Below are 14,650 nucleotides of genomic sequence, written 5' to 3'. Positions count from 1 at the left end.
CCGATCGCAGACCAGCGACGATCGGCCGCGTCGCCCGAGGGCTTACCTCGTACGCTGTCGATTTCGCTGCCGGACAGCGCAACTGACGGTGCGCGCTCTGCCGAATCGGGCGTGCCTCGCACGATCGGAGCCGGACCCCGGCCGGTCTCGGCGCCGGATGATGCCGATGCCTGATCCGTGTCGGCGCGGGTGGGCAGGGCGGCGTCCCACGATCGCGCGCCGAAGCGGCGCAACAGCCGGTTCATCGGATCTCCACCAGGTAGGAGATCCCGCTGGTTCCGTTGGGCCCGTAGCGTTCCCACTCCTCGCGAAGCCGCAGGGGTTCGCCGTCGGTCACCTCCGGCTCCGACCGTGTGAAGCCCGAGACGATGTCGCCGCCGTGCAGCACCATCGTGTAGGCCAGGTGCAGCACCCCGTCGGCGTCGCACAGGCCGTTGAGCGCACCGCGGCGGACCTTGCCGCCCGCGAAGAACGCCCACACCAGATCGCCGCGCTGGTGGTACCGCGCGACCACACCGTCGTCGCTGTCCGGGTTGCGGAACCGGCGGCCGTCGTAGTTGATCATTTGTCGGCGTCCAGGAGTCCGGCGGGCAGGGTGAACGCGGAACCCGGCGCGGGCGGTTCCAGCGGATCGCCGACCAGCTCGACCGAAGCGCTTGCCGCCTTGAGCAATTCGGAGCAGCGCGGCGCGTCGGCCGCCTCGCACACGACGAACGAGTGCCGGGCGATGTAGCCGCCGGGCGGCAGCCGCAGCTCCGCGCCGGGCTCCACCATCGCGGCCGCGGTGACGAGGCCGGGCGCGTGCTCGGGCACCGTCACGGAGCGCACGAGCGTGTCGCGTTCGGGGTAGCCGAAGCGGATGCCCGCCGCGGCCTTGCGGGTGGGCCTGGTCGCGGGCCGGTGGCCGGTGGCGACGTCGACCAGCACCTCGCCGGGGTCGATGCCGGTGGCGATCTTGCCGAGGAACGGGATGAGGTCGCCGCCGAGGCGGCCGTTGACCTCGATGATGAGCGGTCCGCGCGCGGTCAGCCGCACCTCCGTGTGGGTGATGCCGTTCTCCACCCCGAGCTCGCGATGCGCGGCGGCCAGCGTGCCGATCAGGGTCTCGTCCTCCAACAGCGGGTCGGCCGCGTCGACCAGGTGACCGAGCTCCTCGAAGTACGGTTCCAGCCCGGTTCGCTTGCGCGCCAGGAACATCGGCAGGTACTCGCCTTTGTAGACGGCGGCGTCGATGCTGATCTCCGGTCCGACCGCGAACTCCTCCACGATCGCGGTACCGCGGAACGGCTCGTCGCCGATGGCGCTCGCGCCGGTGGCGGTGGCGAAGGCGGCGTCGAGTTCGACCCGGTCGGCGGCCAGCACCACGCCCATGCTCGCGCCGAGCGCCTGCGGCTTCACCACCACCGGGTAGCCGATACGGTCCGCGGCCGCCCGCGCCTGCTCGAGCGTGCCGGTGAGCTCGAACCGGGGCTGGACGAGGCCGGCGTTGGTGAGCACCGAGCGCGTCCGGTTCTTGTCTCGGCAGCCGCGCACGCCTGTGGCGGTCAGCCCGGGCACGCCGAACTCGTCGGCCATGTCGGCGGCGGGCTGGACCAGCGGCTCGTCCCAGCAGAGCACGCCCACCACCCTCCTGCGGGCGGCTATCTCGCGCGCCTCGGCGGCCAGGACGGCGTGATCGAAGACGTTGGCGACCACGATCTCGTCGAAATAGTCGTGCTGCCACGTAGGTTCGATGTTGTTGAGCAGCACCAGGTCCAGGCCGCGGGAGCGGGCCCGCGCCGTGACCGAGCGCACCAGGTATTCCCGGTACAGGCGCAGTCCGCTGCCGATCACCAGCAGTATGTCGTTGGTGGGGTTCATTGTTGTTCCTTCCGCATCAGGCGGCCGGTCGGGCGGCCGCGAGCTCGACGAGGTGGTCGGCGACCAGCGGGGCGGTGCGGAACCCGTCGCCGCCGGTGGCGGCGCGGGCCACGACCGCGGGTCCCGGCCTGGTGAGGGTGGCGCCGCCGGTCGCGGCGTCGACGGTGTAGTGGCACTGCTTGACCGCGGCGATTCGGTACCGGTCCGCATCGGTGAGCACCGTGTTCACGTATCGCATTGCCGCATAGGCACTCTCGGCGTCCGCGCCGAGATCGTCGACCGTCCGGCACAGCCGCGACGAGCTGACCTTGAGCAAGGTGCCCGCCCCTGGCGGCATGAGCCAGCCGGTGCCGTCCGCGCCGATCCGCCCGGCGCTCGGCGCCTGCTCCCACCACGCCGCCAGGTCGGCGGGCGGTCGCAGGTAGACGGTGGTCTGCCGGTGCAGCACGGTCGGCGCGTCGACGAGTTCGCCCGTCCACGCCCCGGTCGCCAGCAGCACCAGATCGCCGGACAGCCGGGCGCCGCCGCGCAACCGAAGCCGGGCGGCGTCGGTGTCCACCTCGACCACCTGCCGCCAGGGCAGCAGCATGACCGTCGGCTGCGCCCGCAGCCAGCGAGCGGCGGCGTGCAGCACCCGTTCGGCGAGCAGCACGCCCGCATCGGCCTCCAGCAGGCCCCAGTGTGCTTCGGGAAACACGAAGTGCGGCAACACCTTCGGCTCCAGAACGGTCACGGGCAAGCCGCTGCGGTCGGCCACGTCGACCGCAGCGTCGATCGACGCGGCAGGCCAGCCGGTGACCACGCCGATGCGGCGGTAGAAGTGGCCGCCGAGCAGCGCTTGCAGCCGCAGCCAACGCCGGTGCAGCGCCGCCGCCGCGGCGGTGGCGGCCGGGTCGCCGGGACTCAGCGCCCGCACGGCCCGGTGATGATCGAACGAACTCGACGCCGGGTTCGGGATCGGGCCCCGGTCCACCACGGTCACCCGGTGGCCGGCCCGCGCGCAGCGCACGGCCGCGATCAGGCCGGTGACACCGGCGCCCGCGATGACGACGTCGGTCATGTCACGCCCCTACCGCGGGCAGCCGAGGCAGCCGGACCGGTTCGATCACGGCGCGTTGGGACACTTCTCGCAGATCGGTTCCCGGCAGCATGTCGGAACCGGCGAGCGCCGCCTCGGCCAGGTCGACGAGCAGCGGCGCGGCGCAGCGCACCAGCACGTCCACTTGGTGGCAGAAGTCGCCGCCGTCGGCGACCGGCGTGCGGTCCAGCCGGGCCAGCTGCTGGGTCAGCGTTTCGGCGACCCGGTTCAGGCTGAACCCAGGCAGCTCGTAGGCCGCGCGGAAGCGTTCGACCATCCGCAGCGCATCGGACCGGCCCCGCTCCGAGATCGGCAGGCCGCCGCGCCACACCCAGTCGTCGGCCTTGGCGGCCACCCGGTTCCACGGCGCGACCAGCCTGGTCTCGGTGAGCGCCGCCAGTTCGTCGTGACTGAAACTGGTGCGCTGGAACTCGGGGCTGTTGCCCGCGAGATGGAAGCGGATCAGGTCGCGCGGCACCCGTGCCGCCAGATCGCGGCCCCACACCAGGTGTCCCCGGCTGGTGGAGAACTTCTCGTGACGCAACTCGTAGAACTCGTTGGTCAGGAACAGTTTCGGCAGCGGGTAGTCGCCGAGCGCAAGCAGCATCGCCAGCCCGGAGATCCCGAACGGGTGGATGTTGTCGATGCCGAGGAAGTAGACGATGCGCGCCGCCGCCTCGGGACGCCACAGCGCGTCCTCCGAATCCGGTTCCATGCCGCGGTTCTCGGCGGCCAGCATGGTGCAATACATCGTCCACGCGACCGGCTCGGCGTTCGGATTCACCACCTGTCCTGGCAGATCCGGCGCGGGAATGCCCCACGAGATCGGGTAGGTGACCGGGAAGTCCGGCAGCGGCCGGTCCAGCAGCTCGGCCACCACCTGAGCTGCGTGCGGACGCAGCAGTCCGGCGGCCTCGGCGAAGTGGGCGCGCAGCCGCTCCCGGTACTCCTCCAGTGGGAGGACGAGCACCTCGACCTCGCGAATCTCCAGTCGCTCGTCCGGGTTCCGCGTCGAACGCGGATCGAGCAGCTCACCCGCGGTCACCGCGTGCCCGCAGCTCTCGCACAGCCCCGCGCAGCTGTCGGCCAGGCAGACCGGGCAGGCGCCCGCGACGTGCCCGTCCACCAGGTATTCGCCGGTGTTCGGCGCGTACGGGAACGGCATCGGCCGCAGGCGCAGTGCGCCTTTGGCGCGCAGTTCCGCGACGACCCGCGCGACGTACGAGGTGAACCGCCGCTCCCATCCGGTGAAGGCGTCGACGGCGATACCCAGCGCCGCCAGCGTCGCCTCGACCTCTTTGGCGGAGCGCTCGACCAGCGCCTGCGGCTCGATGCCGAGCCGGTGCGCGGTGGTGGTGACGTAGGTGGAGGTGTCCTGCACGCCGGTGCCGAACAGCACCTCCCGCCCGGTCGCGCGGGCGTAGCGGGTGTAGACGTCGGCGGCGAGGAAGGGACCCGCGATGTGCCCGAGATGCAAATCTCCGTTGGCGGTCGGCGCAGCCGAGATGACGAGGGTGGGACCGTTCACGACGTCACCGAATCTTCCTGTCGAGCGGTATCTTTCGCCCCGTGCAACGAGCCGGCCCGGTGCCTGCGCACGAATTCGGCCGACATGTCGGTGTCCCACCAGATGGCGTACCACTCGAAATCGGTGGCCCCCGCGTTGCGCACGTGATGGGTCGTGCCGGGGACGAGGTGGACCAGATCGCCCGCCACGAAGTCGCGCTGCTCGCCGTCAACGTCGAGGACCGCGCGGCCCGTCATGGCGATGAACAGCTCGTACTCGTGGTGGGCGTGCGCGGTGGAGACGTCGCCGGGGCGCAGCACGCACCACGCGCCCTCGAACGGCGCGTTGAGCGCGGGCCACGGCAGCAGACGCTCGGAGGCGACGCCGTACGCCTCGGTCAGGCCGTCCCGGTCGAGGCTGCGAATCTCGATCATGCCGTCCGGCTTTCCAGGAAGGCGCCCGCGGTGACGTGGCGGCGGTCGAGGATGTCGTCGACGATGTCCTGCGAACGGTGCGCGAGCACGCTGATCAGGGTGTCGGAGATGCCGTGCGTCTGTTCGTTGACGCCCTGCAGATACACCGCGCCCCAGGCGGATTCGCCGAGATCGAGGCGGTAGCGACGGCTCACCGAGATCTCGTCGAGGCCGAGGCGGTCGGCGAGATCGCGGACCAGCGCGGGCATCTGCTGCTCGTAGCCGGTGCCGAGCAGCACCACGTCGCAGCGCAGGGGCTCGATCTTGCCGGTCTTGCGGTCGCGCAGCTCGAGCACCACCTCGTCGCCGTCCATGCGCGCGCCGGCCACCTCGGTCATCGAGCGGACGGTGGAGCGCTCCTGGCCCAGCATGCGCTGCTGGTACATCATGGCGTAGATCTCGTCCAGGAACGGCGGGGCCAGGCCGGCGTAGTTGGTGAGGTGCACCTCGTCGAGGATGCGGCCGCGCACGTCGGCCTCGGAGTGGTAGAACTCGTCGACGAAGGACGGGAAGAACAGCTCGTTGACGAACTTGCTGGTCTGGTAGTTCTGCAGGCCGATGGAGCGCATGACGATGGTCGGCGCGCTCTGCGGCAGATCGGTGTGCAGCGCCATGAACATCTCCGCGGCGCTCTGCGCGCCGCCGATCACGACCGGACGGATCGGGCGGTCGGCGGGCAGCTCGGCGACCCGGGTGCAGTACTGAGTGCTGTGAATCACCTTGTCGGCGGGCAGGTTCCGGAAGACCTCGGGAACGTGCGCGTCACGACCGGTGCCGATGACCAGATCGCGGCAGTCGACGGTGTCGCCGCCCGCGAGTGCGACGGTCCAGCCGACGAGCCTGCCGTCGCCGGTGCGGCGGGGCTCGATCGAGGTGACCTGGGCGCCGTAGCGCACCGAGACCTGCTCCAGCGAGTGCGCCACCCACTGCTGATACTCCGACAGCTCCCACCGGTAGGGGTTGAAGGTGGACAGGTTGACGAACTCGTCCAGGCGCCTGCGCTCGTACAGGAAGTTCAGGAAGGAGTACCGGCTGCGCGGATTGCGCAGGGTCACCAGGTCTTTGAGGAACGACACCTGACTGCGGGCCCAGGGGAGCAACAGGTTGCGCTGCCATTTCACGTCGGGATGCTGCTCGAGCAGCAGGGTCCGCTGGGCCAGCCGCGGCGCGTCGGATTCCTCGAGCGCGACAGCCAGCGCGAGGTTGGCGGGACCGGCGCCGATGGCCAGGACGTCGACTTCGTGATCGCTCACATTTCCACCTGAGTCTCGATGGTTACCACTTGCTCCGATCCAGTGAATGCGCTGCGCGAGTTGACCGAAACCCGCGCGCCGATCCGCACGACAACCTGTCGACACGGTGGCCGTTTCGCCGATTGACGCCGCCTGAAAGTCGATTGAATGTTTCTGTGGCACACCGCTGCCGATCAATTCCCGGCTCTGCTGAGCTGGCCAGATGGGAGGCGCTGAAAAATGGCTCGGCGCAACAGTTGTCGGGTTTGCGGGTCATCGATGACCGCCGGTTCGAGGTCACCCTGACGGCTCCTTTTTCCGCCTTCGCGACCCAGCTCGGCTACGCCGCGTTCTTCCCGCTGCCGCGCAGCTTCTTCGCCGACCGGGCCGGCTTCGAGGCGCATCCGATCGGCAACGGGCCCTTCCGGTTCGTCTCGCACACGCCGGGCGAGAACATCGTCGTGCGCCGGTACGACGCCTACGGCGGCGCGCGCAAGCCGCACATCGAGGGTGTCGAATTCCGGTTCTACAAGGCGCTCGAGGACGCTTACGCCGACGTGGTCGCCAACGATCTGGACTACCTCGATTTCGTGCCCGCCGACGCGCTCGCGGGCGGCCGGTACAAATTCCGGACGCTGATCAACGACCGCCGCATGTCGACGATCTTCCGCTCCGGCTGGGTCGCCGACTACCCGTCCATCGAGAACTTCCTCAACCCGATCTTCCGCACCGGCGCCGCGGTGAACGGCACCACGTACTCCAACCCGGAGGTCGACGCGCTGCTGGCGAGCGCGGACGCCGCGCCGACCGAGCGCGAGGGGTGGGTGCTGTACCAGCAAGCCGAGCGACGGATCCTGCAGGACATGCCCGCGATCCCGCTGTGGTTCCAGAAGGTGCAGTCCGGCTGGTCGAACCGGACCAGGGAGGTGGCCGTCTCGCAGCTGCTGCAACTGGACCTGTTCGCGGTCGAGGTGGATTGATCGCGTTCAGTTCCCCTCGCGGTGGTCGAGCTGTCGCCGGGCGGTTGGCCGGTATTCGGTTCGGAGCCGTCGACCGTGGCGGGGATAACGTCTCCTTCACCTCCGACTGTTGCTCCGCGACCCGGTGTGCGGCTGTATTCGATACGCATTGCCGAGATGCAAGGGCATCGAGAGGACATCCGCATCCGAGCCCACGGATCTCGAATGCCGGACAACGCTGTGTGGTTCTACTTCGAACTTCCGCAGCCGGGGAAGGAATTCGATATCGCGTCGATTTCGATGGATCTGTTGGATGGAGCGCCGTCGGAGGCGGTGGCAGAGATCGGTAACGAGCCGGATCTGTGAGGATCCGAGATGTGAGGAAAGTATCAATTCATACGCGCGGCAACGTTTCAACAGGAATTCGCTGGCACCTGCGCGCAACGCGTCGAAGACGCAGAGCCGAAAGTGGTCACCACCAGCATCGGTGGTGCCGCGGGCACGGTCGCCAGGATGCACACTGGTGACCTGACCCGAAGCCGGAGCGTGAAGTCCTCAGTCCAGGTAGTCTTCTCGCAGTCGCTCGAGCGCCCAAGCCCAATACGACGACGCCGCCCACTCGTGGGCGCCGATCGCGGCAATCAGCTGTCGCGCGGCATCGCCCGAGCCGGGACCTTCCAGCCGCGCGGCGAGACCCGCCATCAACGCCATCGCTCCGGCAGCCTCCCGCACCGAGGCGAACGCGACCCCCTGGTCGCCTTCGCCGTGGTCCCAGCCACCTGGCGCGTAGATCTGGACCACGCCGGTCTGACCGTCCAGCATCAGAGTCATATCCCCGTTGAACTCGCCTAGGCCGTAGGCGTACTTCGCGGGCGGGGAGTCGTCGTCGGGGCGGCGGCGGCCGAACAGCTCGTCCGGGTCGGCCTCCCACATGCCCTTCGCCGGCAGGTCCGCCGAATCGAACCACTCCCCGCCGACTGTCACCGCCGGGAAACCCACCTCGCTGAGGAAGGCTCGCGACTCGGCGTGCTCCAGCCGCTCGGGCAGCTCGGCGGGACGCCACAGGGCGCCGACGCCGAGCTGCGCGGTCAGCCACTCGAGGGTGGGATCCGCCGCCTTGTCGATCTCGATTGCCATGGCGCCATTGAACACTGCGCAACTGTCGAACCCAAGCAAACGCCGCTCTTGCCGCTGGAAAGGCAGAAGCCCCGCATCCGAAGGATGCGGGGCTCATCTACTGCGTAGCTCAGATCGTGCGGACGTCCTGCGCTTGCGGGCCCTTCTGGCCCTGACCGATCTCGAACTCCACGCGCTGTCCTTCTTCCAGGGATTTGAATCCCGAGCCGGACACGGCGGAGAAATGAACGAAGACGTCGGGGCCGCCACCGTCTTGCGCGATGAAGCCGAAGCCCTTTTCGCTGTTAAACCACTTCACACTGCCTTGAGCCATTTGTTTACTTCATCTTTTCTGTAGATGAGCCAAGCGAATCACACCGATAAGCCTGATCTCACTCGTCCACCCTCCCATGGATCGGGGGTTTCGCCCCCATGAATACCGCAGCCTGTGAGCTAACCGACAGCGACGGTCCGGGCCGATCGAACCCAGGCCGGAGGGATCGCTGTGGCCGCACGGAGGCTTGCGACAGTAGGTGTCAGGTCCGCCGACTTTTCTGTGCCGGAACGGGATTCGGGCTAGTCCAGAGCGGTCACCGACCCGCTGCTGTGCAAGCGCCGCGGCGTGATGACCATGGCCGCGGAGAACAGCGCTGCGAACTCCGCCGGGGTGCCGAACATTGCGCCGATGCGTTCGGCGTACTTCGCCGCGTAGCGCGGCTCTTGGTCCGCGGGCGGCAGGTCGGGGGCGAGCTCGGCGGTGCCTTCCAGGCGCACGATGTCGCGGCCGATGTCGGTGACGTCGAGGCCGAGGCTCACGTGCGGGTTGGCCGCCACATTGCGCAGCTTCCGCTTGCCCCGCTGGCTGTAGACCAGGATCGTCTCGTCCTCGCGCAGCAGGAACCAGACCGGCACGCTGTCGGGCCTGCCATCCGGGCGGACCGTCGTCAGCCACGCGATGAGATTGCCGCGCAGTCTGCCTTCGACGTACGCGCGGCGGCCTGCGGGGAGATGGGATGTCAGGTTCATGGATGCCTTCATCTGGTACGAAAGTGCCTGTTCGGCAGGGGATGTCGTGCGACCTGCGGGTACGAGGCCAATCGAGCGGCGGCGCGACGGCGTGGTGACGCGAGATCCGCGCGGTCGCGGGGGAATTCACGGTGAACGCGAAGCATCCGCCGATCGTGTTCTCGATCGGCGGATGCCTCAGCGGTGCGCGGTACGCGCCTCGCGGCGCCGAGGTGCGGCGCTCACGCTCCGGTGCCGGACTCGACGGTGGACACCGCCGTGCCGGACTTGACGGTGGACACCGCGGTGCCGGTCGCTGCGGCGGACACATCGGTGCCGGGTTTCGTGTCGGACACCTCCATGTCCGTTGTCACGTCGGGCTTTTCGCTCACGTCCGCCTCGCTCGTATCCGCCGTGTGGTCCTCGCGAATCCCCGCGTACGCGCACCACGCCGCGAAGATCCCGAGCGCACCGCACAGTGGCCAGATCCCGGTGCCGAGGCGATCCCATGCGAGAACACCCAGGGTGGGACCCAGCGCCATGCCCAGACCGAAGGTGGCCTGATGGGTGCCGATGTAACGGGCCTTCACCGCGGCGGGGAAGGTGGAGGGATAGGCGAACATGGTGGGGCCGTTGATCATTACGCCGAGTACGAACACGACCGTCGCGAGCAGGATCGGCGCCGCACCGTGTCCGGCGAAGGAGTATCCGGCGACGCCGAGCCCCATGATCGCGGTACCCACCGCGCCGACCAGCGGCGGCCGCAGGTGCTTGACATACGAGGTGATCTTCAGCTCGCACAGGATCAGCACCACCGACGCCGTGACGAGCACCGCGCTGTACAGGCCGGTGGACCGGCCGTCGGCGGTGATGTTCAGCGGCAGCGCGACGGTGTACTGCACATAGATGATCGAGCCGACCAGCACCGACGCCAGGAACAGGTGGTAGCGCCGGTCGCGCAGGATCACGCCGTAGCCGGTGCGCTCGCCCGGCGTCGGCTCCGGCGCGTCCTGCACGGCTGCCACGTTCGGCAGGAGCAGCAGCGCCAGGGCCGCGTAGGTGAGCGCGGTCGCGGCGTCCAGCCAGAGCAGCAGATTCCAGTCGATCAGGATCACCGCCGCGGCGATCAGCGGCGCCAGCGCCGCGCCCGCGTTCAGGGCGATGCGCATCATCGAAAAGCCCATCACCCGATGCTCTTCCGGCATCAGGTCGCCGAGCAGCAGCGCCGCGGCAGGCCGGTAGGCCTGGGTGACCAGGCCCGCCGCGCCCACGGCGACGAGCAGCGCCGCGAACAGGCCGGGGGTGGCGAGCAGCGGGATCACCGTGAGCAGCGCGGCCGATCCGGTCATCGCGGCGATGATGGTCGAGCGCGGGCCGAGCCGATGGGTGAGCTCGCCGCCGAGCATGGTCCCGAAGACCGCCCCCGCGCTGTAGGCGGTGAGCGCGAGACCGGCTTGGCCGATGCTGAATTCGCGATGCGTCAGGTAGAGCACCAGGAAGGTCTGCACGAAGGCGCCGAGCTGGTTCACCAGCACGCCGATGAGCAGATAGACGACCGGGCGCGGGGTCTGGCGCAGCGCGGCGAAAACGCCGGTGCGGGAATCGGTTCTGATTGCGTTCATCGTGAGTCCTTGATCGCCGGAGCGGAGATGTGGTCGGCGTTCGGAAGCCTCGGCGCGGCAGCGCTCGGACGTCTCGGCGCAGCTGCGCTTCGACGACCCGGCGCGGCGGCGTCCACGGCTCAGCGCAGCAGCGCCTCGACCGCACCGAAGTCCAGCGCGCCCGCGAGCGCGCCGTAGGTGCCGGTGTCGAGGAGTTCGCGGGCGGCGGCCGCGGCCTGGCCGTAGGCGGCCTGGGCCAGCGCGGGGCCGAGGCTGACCCGGCGCACGCCCGTGGCGGCCAGCTCCGGCACGCTGGGTGCGCCGGGACCGGTCATCACGTTCACCGGGAGCGGCGACTTGCCCGCGAGATCGGTGAGCGTCGGCAGGTCGAGCAGGCCGGGGACGAACAGGCCGTCCGCGCCCGCCTCGGCGTAGTCGACGGCCCTGGACAGCACCTCGTCGAACCGGTCATCGGGTGCGCCGATTCCGAACAGGTACACGTCGGTGCGCGCGTTGATCACCAGTTCGGGCAGGCCCGCCTCGGTGGCAGCGGCGCGGGCGGCGCGCAGCCGATCGCGCTGCGCTGCGCGCTCGAACAGCGGTCCGCCCGGCGCGGTGGAGTCCTCCAGATTGACGCCGACCGCGCCCGCGGTGATCACGGCGGCGATGGTGGCCGCGACATCCTCCGGCGCGGGACCGTAGCCGCCTTCCACGTCGGCGGTGACCGGCACGTCGACGGCCGCGACGATGCGGGCCACCTGGGCTACGGCCTCGTCCCTGGTCAGCCGCTGGCCGTCGGTGCGGCCGAGCGCCCAGGACACGGCCGCGCTGGTGGTGGCGATCGCCTGAGCGCCCGCCTGCGCGATCACCGCCGCGCTGATCGGGTCCCAGGCGTTGGGCAGCACGAAAGTGCCTGCCGCGTGCAGGTTTCGAAACGCGTCGGCCCGGCTCCGCTGGATGTCGTCGGCCACGTCGGCTCCTCCTGTGTCGTTGATCCTGATCTGTTCGAACTCGACGAACCTAACCCCTGAACCGGCCGTATCCGCCCTGCTCACGACTACCGCGGACAAACGAACGTCAAAGCCGGACAACGCGATCGGTTCAGCGTGCGAAACCGCCCTCGAAACCGATGGCCGCGCGTAGTGGGTCGGCGTCGAGCTCGTCGGCCCTGCGGCGCAGCGCGAACCGGTCGGCCTCCTGGGCGACGAGCTGGCCGAACAGCGGCGACATCATGTACCGCTCCGGATCCGGAAGCCGGTGCAGCAGACCGCCGTCGATGAGGCTGTCCATCGCGTACTCGGCCGACTCGATCGAGATGTGCAGCGAGCGCGCCAAGGTCGCGGGCGTCACCTCGTCGGCGCCGCCGGCCAGCATGTGCAGCACGTGCTTGGCCAGCGGCGGACGCGACAGATAGGCGGGCAGCACCGCGTCGGCCAGGCTCACATCGCCGATCCGCAACCAGTTCGACACGGTCACCCCCTCCGCGAGACGCGCTGCGATCTCGGACAGGCGCCGCCCCGGCTGCGCGGCGATCTTGCGGCCCGCGATGGTGAGCGCCAGCGGCAGGTGGCCGCAGAACTCGGCGATGCGCAGCGCCGACGCGGGCTCGGCGCCGACCCGGTCGCCGCCGATGAGCAGGCGCAGCAGGTCGACCGACTCGGCCTGCGTGAGCTGGCAGAGTGCGACGCGGCGCACCCCGTCCAGACCGAGCAGCCGCGAGCGGCTGGTCACCACGATCTGGCTGTTCAGCGAGCGCGCGAGCAGCGGACGGACCTGCGGTTCGTCGTGGACGTTGTCGAGCAGCACGATCACCCGTCGTTCGGCGAGCATCGAGCGGTACAGCCCGATGCGGTGCGTGTCGTCGGCGGGCACCTGGTCGGGCGGCACGCCGAGCGCGCGCAGGAAACCGGCCATGACCTCCAGCGGAGCGGCTTCGTCGCCGCGGCGGGCGGCCATGTCGGCGAACAGCTGTCCGTCGGGGAACTCTTCGGCGAGCCGGTGCGCGAACCGGAGCGCGAACGCGGTCTTGCCGACGCCGACCGGTCCGCGCACGACCACGGGGACCCGCGAGTCCGCGATGCCGGCCGTGGCCGCTCGGGTGTCGTCGAATTCGGCTATCCGGCCCACGAAATCGTGCGGGCCGATGGGTAGCTGCACCGGGCGCGGCGGTCCGGAGTCACCCGCGTCGTCCACCACGATCGGCAGCGGCTCGGTGGGCGCGCCGTCCCCGCGCGCCTCGCGCCAGCGGCGCTCCCACTCCGCGGGGTCGCCGCCGCAGGCGCGCACGAACGCCAGCGCCACCGGCAGCGTCGGCAGCCGATGGCCGCCCGCGGCGTCCGACAGCACCGAGGGGGAGTAGAGGGCCGCGCTCGCCAGCTGCCGATACGATGGATTGCCCGCCGCGGCCCGCAGCTTGCGCAGATCTCCCGCGAACGCGGCGACCGGTCCCGACCGGATATCGATCGGTTTCTCTCGTCGACCCATCGGTGCTCCACTCCCTGAAATGCGTTGCGGCACACTTGCCCCTGTACCGCTGCCTTAGCAGCCGACAACTTCGTCGGCTCCCCCCATGACGCGCACCGCCTAGCGAGCACCGGCCTCGGCGGTTTTACCCCTGATGACGACCGCACTTCCGGGGAGCTCCGCACCGCGCGTCCGGCGAGTCCGAATTTCCCGTTCCGCGATGGTCCATCCGCAGTGTGAACGGCCAGCGTCGCTATGGCGTGCAATAGGCGACGTGCCGCCTAAGCCTGAATCGTGCTGTGCACCTTGGGTATTAACACCTGGAACGGCCTCGATTGGATCAGGACCCTTGACCGCTCAAGTTTTAGTCATTTACACTAAAACCAAGTTCACGAGAGGAGCGGCGACATGGGATACGGACACTGGGACGACACTGCCTACCGGGCGGCCAAGACCTACCGCGCCAGCCGGGGGATCGACGACTTCGGCTACACCGCCGAGATGCGGGCGCAGCCCTACACGAGCTGGCGCGCGCACCCCGCGCTCGACCCGCTGGGGGTCGACGTGCGGGAGTGCCGGGACTCCGCCGAGCATGGGAACTCGCTGCCCATCGCGGTGTTGTTCGACGTGACCGGCTCGATGGGGCAGGTGCCGATCATCATGCAGGACAAGCTCGGCAAGCTGCACGGACTGCTGCAGCGCAAGAAGTACGCGGACGATCCGCAGATTCTGTTCGGCGCGGTCGGCGACGCCGACACCGACCGGGCGCCGCTGCAGGTCGGGCAGTTCGAATCCGACAACCGGATGGACGAGCAGTTGCGCAACATCCTGCTGGAGGGCGGCGGTGGCGGGCAGAAGTCCGAAAGCTACGAGCTGGCTGCGTATTTCCTGGCCACCCACGTCGTCACCGACGCGTGGGAGAAGCGGCGCAAGCGCGGGTACCTGTTCTTCATCGGCGACGAGCTGAACAAGCCGCGACTGGCCTCGCGGCACATCCGCGCGATCATCGGCGACCATGTGCGCAGCGATATCGCGGTCGACTCGATCTACCGCGAGCTGGCCGAGAAATGGCACGTGCACTACATCCTGCCGAACCAGTCCAGCTACTACGACGACCCCGAGATCGCCGAACACTGGCGCGGGCTGCTCGGGCAGAACTTCCTGAAGCTCGACGATCCCGCCGCCGTGTGCGAACTCATCGCGCTCACCATCGGGCTCGCGGAGGGCCGGGTCGACATCGACACGGGTCTGGCCGACCTGCGCGACGTCGGGTCGGGTGCGGAAGTGGATTCGGTCGGCAAAGCGCTGGGCCCGCACGCCATGCGCGCGTTGCCGGGCGGGTCGAGCTGAGCGGGG

At 69.5% G+C, this 14,650-nt stretch carries 15 protein-coding genes; 3 read left to right on the top strand and 12 right to left on the bottom strand.

Annotation, left to right across the window (positions count from 1 at the left end; all coding sequences use genetic code 11):
- Nucleotides 1-241: 241 nt before the first annotated feature.
- The 6 genes from AB0H50_RS00520 to AB0H50_RS00495 are packed head-to-tail and all read right to left on the bottom strand — an operon-like array spanning nt 242 to nt 6,171.
- Nucleotides 242-565 (bottom strand): hypothetical protein, encoded by a 324-nt coding sequence (locus AB0H50_RS00520; RefSeq protein WP_357444492.1) that lies wholly within the window; start codon nt 563-565, stop codon nt 242-244.
- A complete protein-coding gene (locus tag AB0H50_RS00515) occupies nt 562-1,860 on the bottom strand; it encodes an ATP-grasp domain-containing protein (RefSeq protein WP_357444489.1) in 1,299 nt (432 codons plus the stop codon). The genes AB0H50_RS00520 and AB0H50_RS00515 overlap by 4 nt, the downstream gene beginning before the upstream one ends.
- Nucleotides 1,861-1,876: 16 nt before the next feature.
- Nucleotides 1,877-2,920 carry an FAD-binding oxidoreductase gene (locus AB0H50_RS00510; protein ID WP_357444486.1) on the bottom strand — a complete coding sequence of 348 codons (1,044 nt, stop codon included), beginning with the start codon at nt 2,918-2,920 and terminating at the stop codon, nt 1,877-1,879.
- Between the two features lies 1 nt (nt 2,921).
- Nucleotides 2,922-4,466: a class I tRNA ligase family protein gene (locus AB0H50_RS00505; protein ID WP_357444483.1), complete on the bottom strand. Its 1,545-nt coding sequence runs from the start codon at nt 4,464-4,466 to the stop codon at nt 2,922-2,924.
- On the bottom strand, nt 4,463-4,879 hold the full coding sequence (locus AB0H50_RS00500) for a cupin domain-containing protein (RefSeq protein WP_357444480.1): 417 nt from the start codon (nt 4,877-4,879) through the stop codon (nt 4,463-4,465). Before AB0H50_RS00500 ends, AB0H50_RS00505 begins: the two co-directional genes overlap by 4 nt.
- On the bottom strand, nt 4,876-6,171 hold the full coding sequence (locus AB0H50_RS00495) for a SidA/IucD/PvdA family monooxygenase (protein ID WP_357444477.1): 1,296 nt from the start codon (nt 6,169-6,171) through the stop codon (nt 4,876-4,878). The genes AB0H50_RS00500 and AB0H50_RS00495 overlap by 4 nt, the downstream gene beginning before the upstream one ends.
- Nucleotides 6,172-6,326: 155 nt before the next feature.
- Here AB0H50_RS00495 and AB0H50_RS00490 point away from each other — a divergent pair, with 155 nt between their 5' ends.
- Both AB0H50_RS00490 and AB0H50_RS00485 read left to right on the top strand, forming a co-directional pair.
- Nucleotides 6,327-7,130, top strand: coding sequence for an ABC transporter substrate-binding protein (locus tag AB0H50_RS00490; RefSeq protein WP_357444474.1), 804 nt, complete (start codon nt 6,327-6,329; stop codon nt 7,128-7,130).
- Nucleotides 7,131-7,334: 204 nt separating this feature from the next.
- Complete coding sequence (locus AB0H50_RS00485; RefSeq protein WP_357444471.1) at nt 7,335-7,475, top strand: hypothetical protein; 141 nt, start codon at nt 7,335-7,337, stop codon at nt 7,473-7,475.
- A 189-nt stretch (nt 7,476-7,664) separates the two neighbouring features.
- On the opposite strand, the gene AB0H50_RS00480 is transcribed toward AB0H50_RS00485, so the two are convergent.
- The 6 genes from AB0H50_RS00480 to AB0H50_RS00455 all read right to left on the bottom strand — a co-directional run bounded on the left by AB0H50_RS00480 (nt 7,665) and on the right by AB0H50_RS00455 (nt 13,315).
- Nucleotides 7,665-8,246, bottom strand: a complete 582-nt coding sequence (locus AB0H50_RS00480) for a hypothetical protein (protein ID WP_357444468.1) — start codon at nt 8,244-8,246, stop codon at nt 7,665-7,667.
- Between the two features lie 109 nt (nt 8,247-8,355).
- Entirely contained in the window at nt 8,356-8,559 is a 204-nt protein-coding gene (locus AB0H50_RS00475) for a cold-shock protein (RefSeq protein WP_068067736.1), read from the bottom strand.
- Nucleotides 8,560-8,801: 242 nt separating this feature from the next.
- Complete coding sequence (locus tag AB0H50_RS00470) at nt 8,802-9,251, bottom strand: TIGR03667 family PPOX class F420-dependent oxidoreductase (RefSeq protein ID WP_357444465.1); 450 nt, start codon at nt 9,249-9,251, stop codon at nt 8,802-8,804.
- A gap of 221 nt (nt 9,252-9,472) precedes the next feature.
- Nucleotides 9,473-10,852, bottom strand: coding sequence for an MFS transporter (locus tag AB0H50_RS00465; RefSeq protein WP_357444462.1), 1,380 nt, complete (start codon nt 10,850-10,852; stop codon nt 9,473-9,475).
- A 119-nt stretch (nt 10,853-10,971) separates the two neighbouring features.
- Nucleotides 10,972-11,802: an isocitrate lyase/phosphoenolpyruvate mutase family protein gene (locus AB0H50_RS00460; protein WP_357444459.1), complete on the bottom strand. Its 831-nt coding sequence runs from the start codon at nt 11,800-11,802 to the stop codon at nt 10,972-10,974.
- Nucleotides 11,803-11,932: 130 nt separating this feature from the next.
- Nucleotides 11,933-13,315, bottom strand: a complete 1,383-nt coding sequence (locus AB0H50_RS00455; protein ID WP_357444456.1) for a helix-turn-helix domain-containing protein — start codon at nt 13,313-13,315, stop codon at nt 11,933-11,935.
- A gap of 387 nt (nt 13,316-13,702) precedes the next feature.
- On the opposite strand from AB0H50_RS00455, the gene AB0H50_RS00450 reads away from it, so the two are divergent.
- Nucleotides 13,703-14,644, top strand: a complete 942-nt coding sequence (locus AB0H50_RS00450) for a hypothetical protein (protein ID WP_357444453.1) — start codon at nt 13,703-13,705, stop codon at nt 14,642-14,644.
- Nucleotides 14,645-14,650 lie beyond the last annotated feature (6 nt).

Source organism: Nocardia sp. NPDC050793, from assembly GCF_040654065.1.
Lineage (GTDB): Bacteria > Actinomycetota > Actinomycetes > Mycobacteriales > Mycobacteriaceae > Nocardia.
This window is presented reverse-complemented; position numbering and strand designations above follow the sequence as displayed.

What these genes read in the sequence shown, in the direction of transcription:
- AB0H50_RS00520 (WP_357444492.1), bottom strand. Translation starts at nt 565, where the DNA reads ATGATCAACTACGACGGCCGCCGGTTCCGCAACCCGGACAGCGACGAC.
- AB0H50_RS00515 (WP_357444489.1), bottom strand. Translation starts at nt 1,860, where the DNA reads ATGAACCCCACCAACGACATACTGCTGGTGATCGGCAGCGGACTGCGC.
- AB0H50_RS00510 (WP_357444486.1), bottom strand. Translation starts at nt 2,920, where the DNA reads ATGACCGACGTCGTCATCGCGGGCGCCGGTGTCACCGGCCTGATCGCG.
- AB0H50_RS00500 (WP_357444480.1), bottom strand. Translation starts at nt 4,879, where the DNA reads ATGATCGAGATTCGCAGCCTCGACCGGGACGGCCTGACCGAGGCGTAC.
- AB0H50_RS00485 (WP_357444471.1), top strand. Translation starts at nt 7,335, where the DNA reads ATGCCGGACAACGCTGTGTGGTTCTACTTCGAACTTCCGCAGCCGGGG.
- AB0H50_RS00480 (WP_357444468.1), bottom strand. Translation starts at nt 8,246, where the DNA reads ATGGCAATCGAGATCGACAAGGCGGCGGATCCCACCCTCGAGTGGCTG.
- AB0H50_RS00475 (WP_068067736.1), bottom strand. Translation starts at nt 8,559, where the DNA reads ATGGCTCAAGGCAGTGTGAAGTGGTTTAACAGCGAAAAGGGCTTCGGC.
- AB0H50_RS00470 (WP_357444465.1), bottom strand. Translation starts at nt 9,251, where the DNA reads ATGAACCTGACATCCCATCTCCCCGCAGGCCGCCGCGCGTACGTCGAA.
- AB0H50_RS00465 (WP_357444462.1), bottom strand. Translation starts at nt 10,852, where the DNA reads ATGAACGCAATCAGAACCGATTCCCGCACCGGCGTTTTCGCCGCGCTG.
- AB0H50_RS00455 (WP_357444456.1), bottom strand. Translation starts at nt 13,315, where the DNA reads ATGGGTCGACGAGAGAAACCGATCGATATCCGGTCGGGACCGGTCGCC.
- AB0H50_RS00450 (WP_357444453.1), top strand. Translation starts at nt 13,703, where the DNA reads ATGGGATACGGACACTGGGACGACACTGCCTACCGGGCGGCCAAGACC.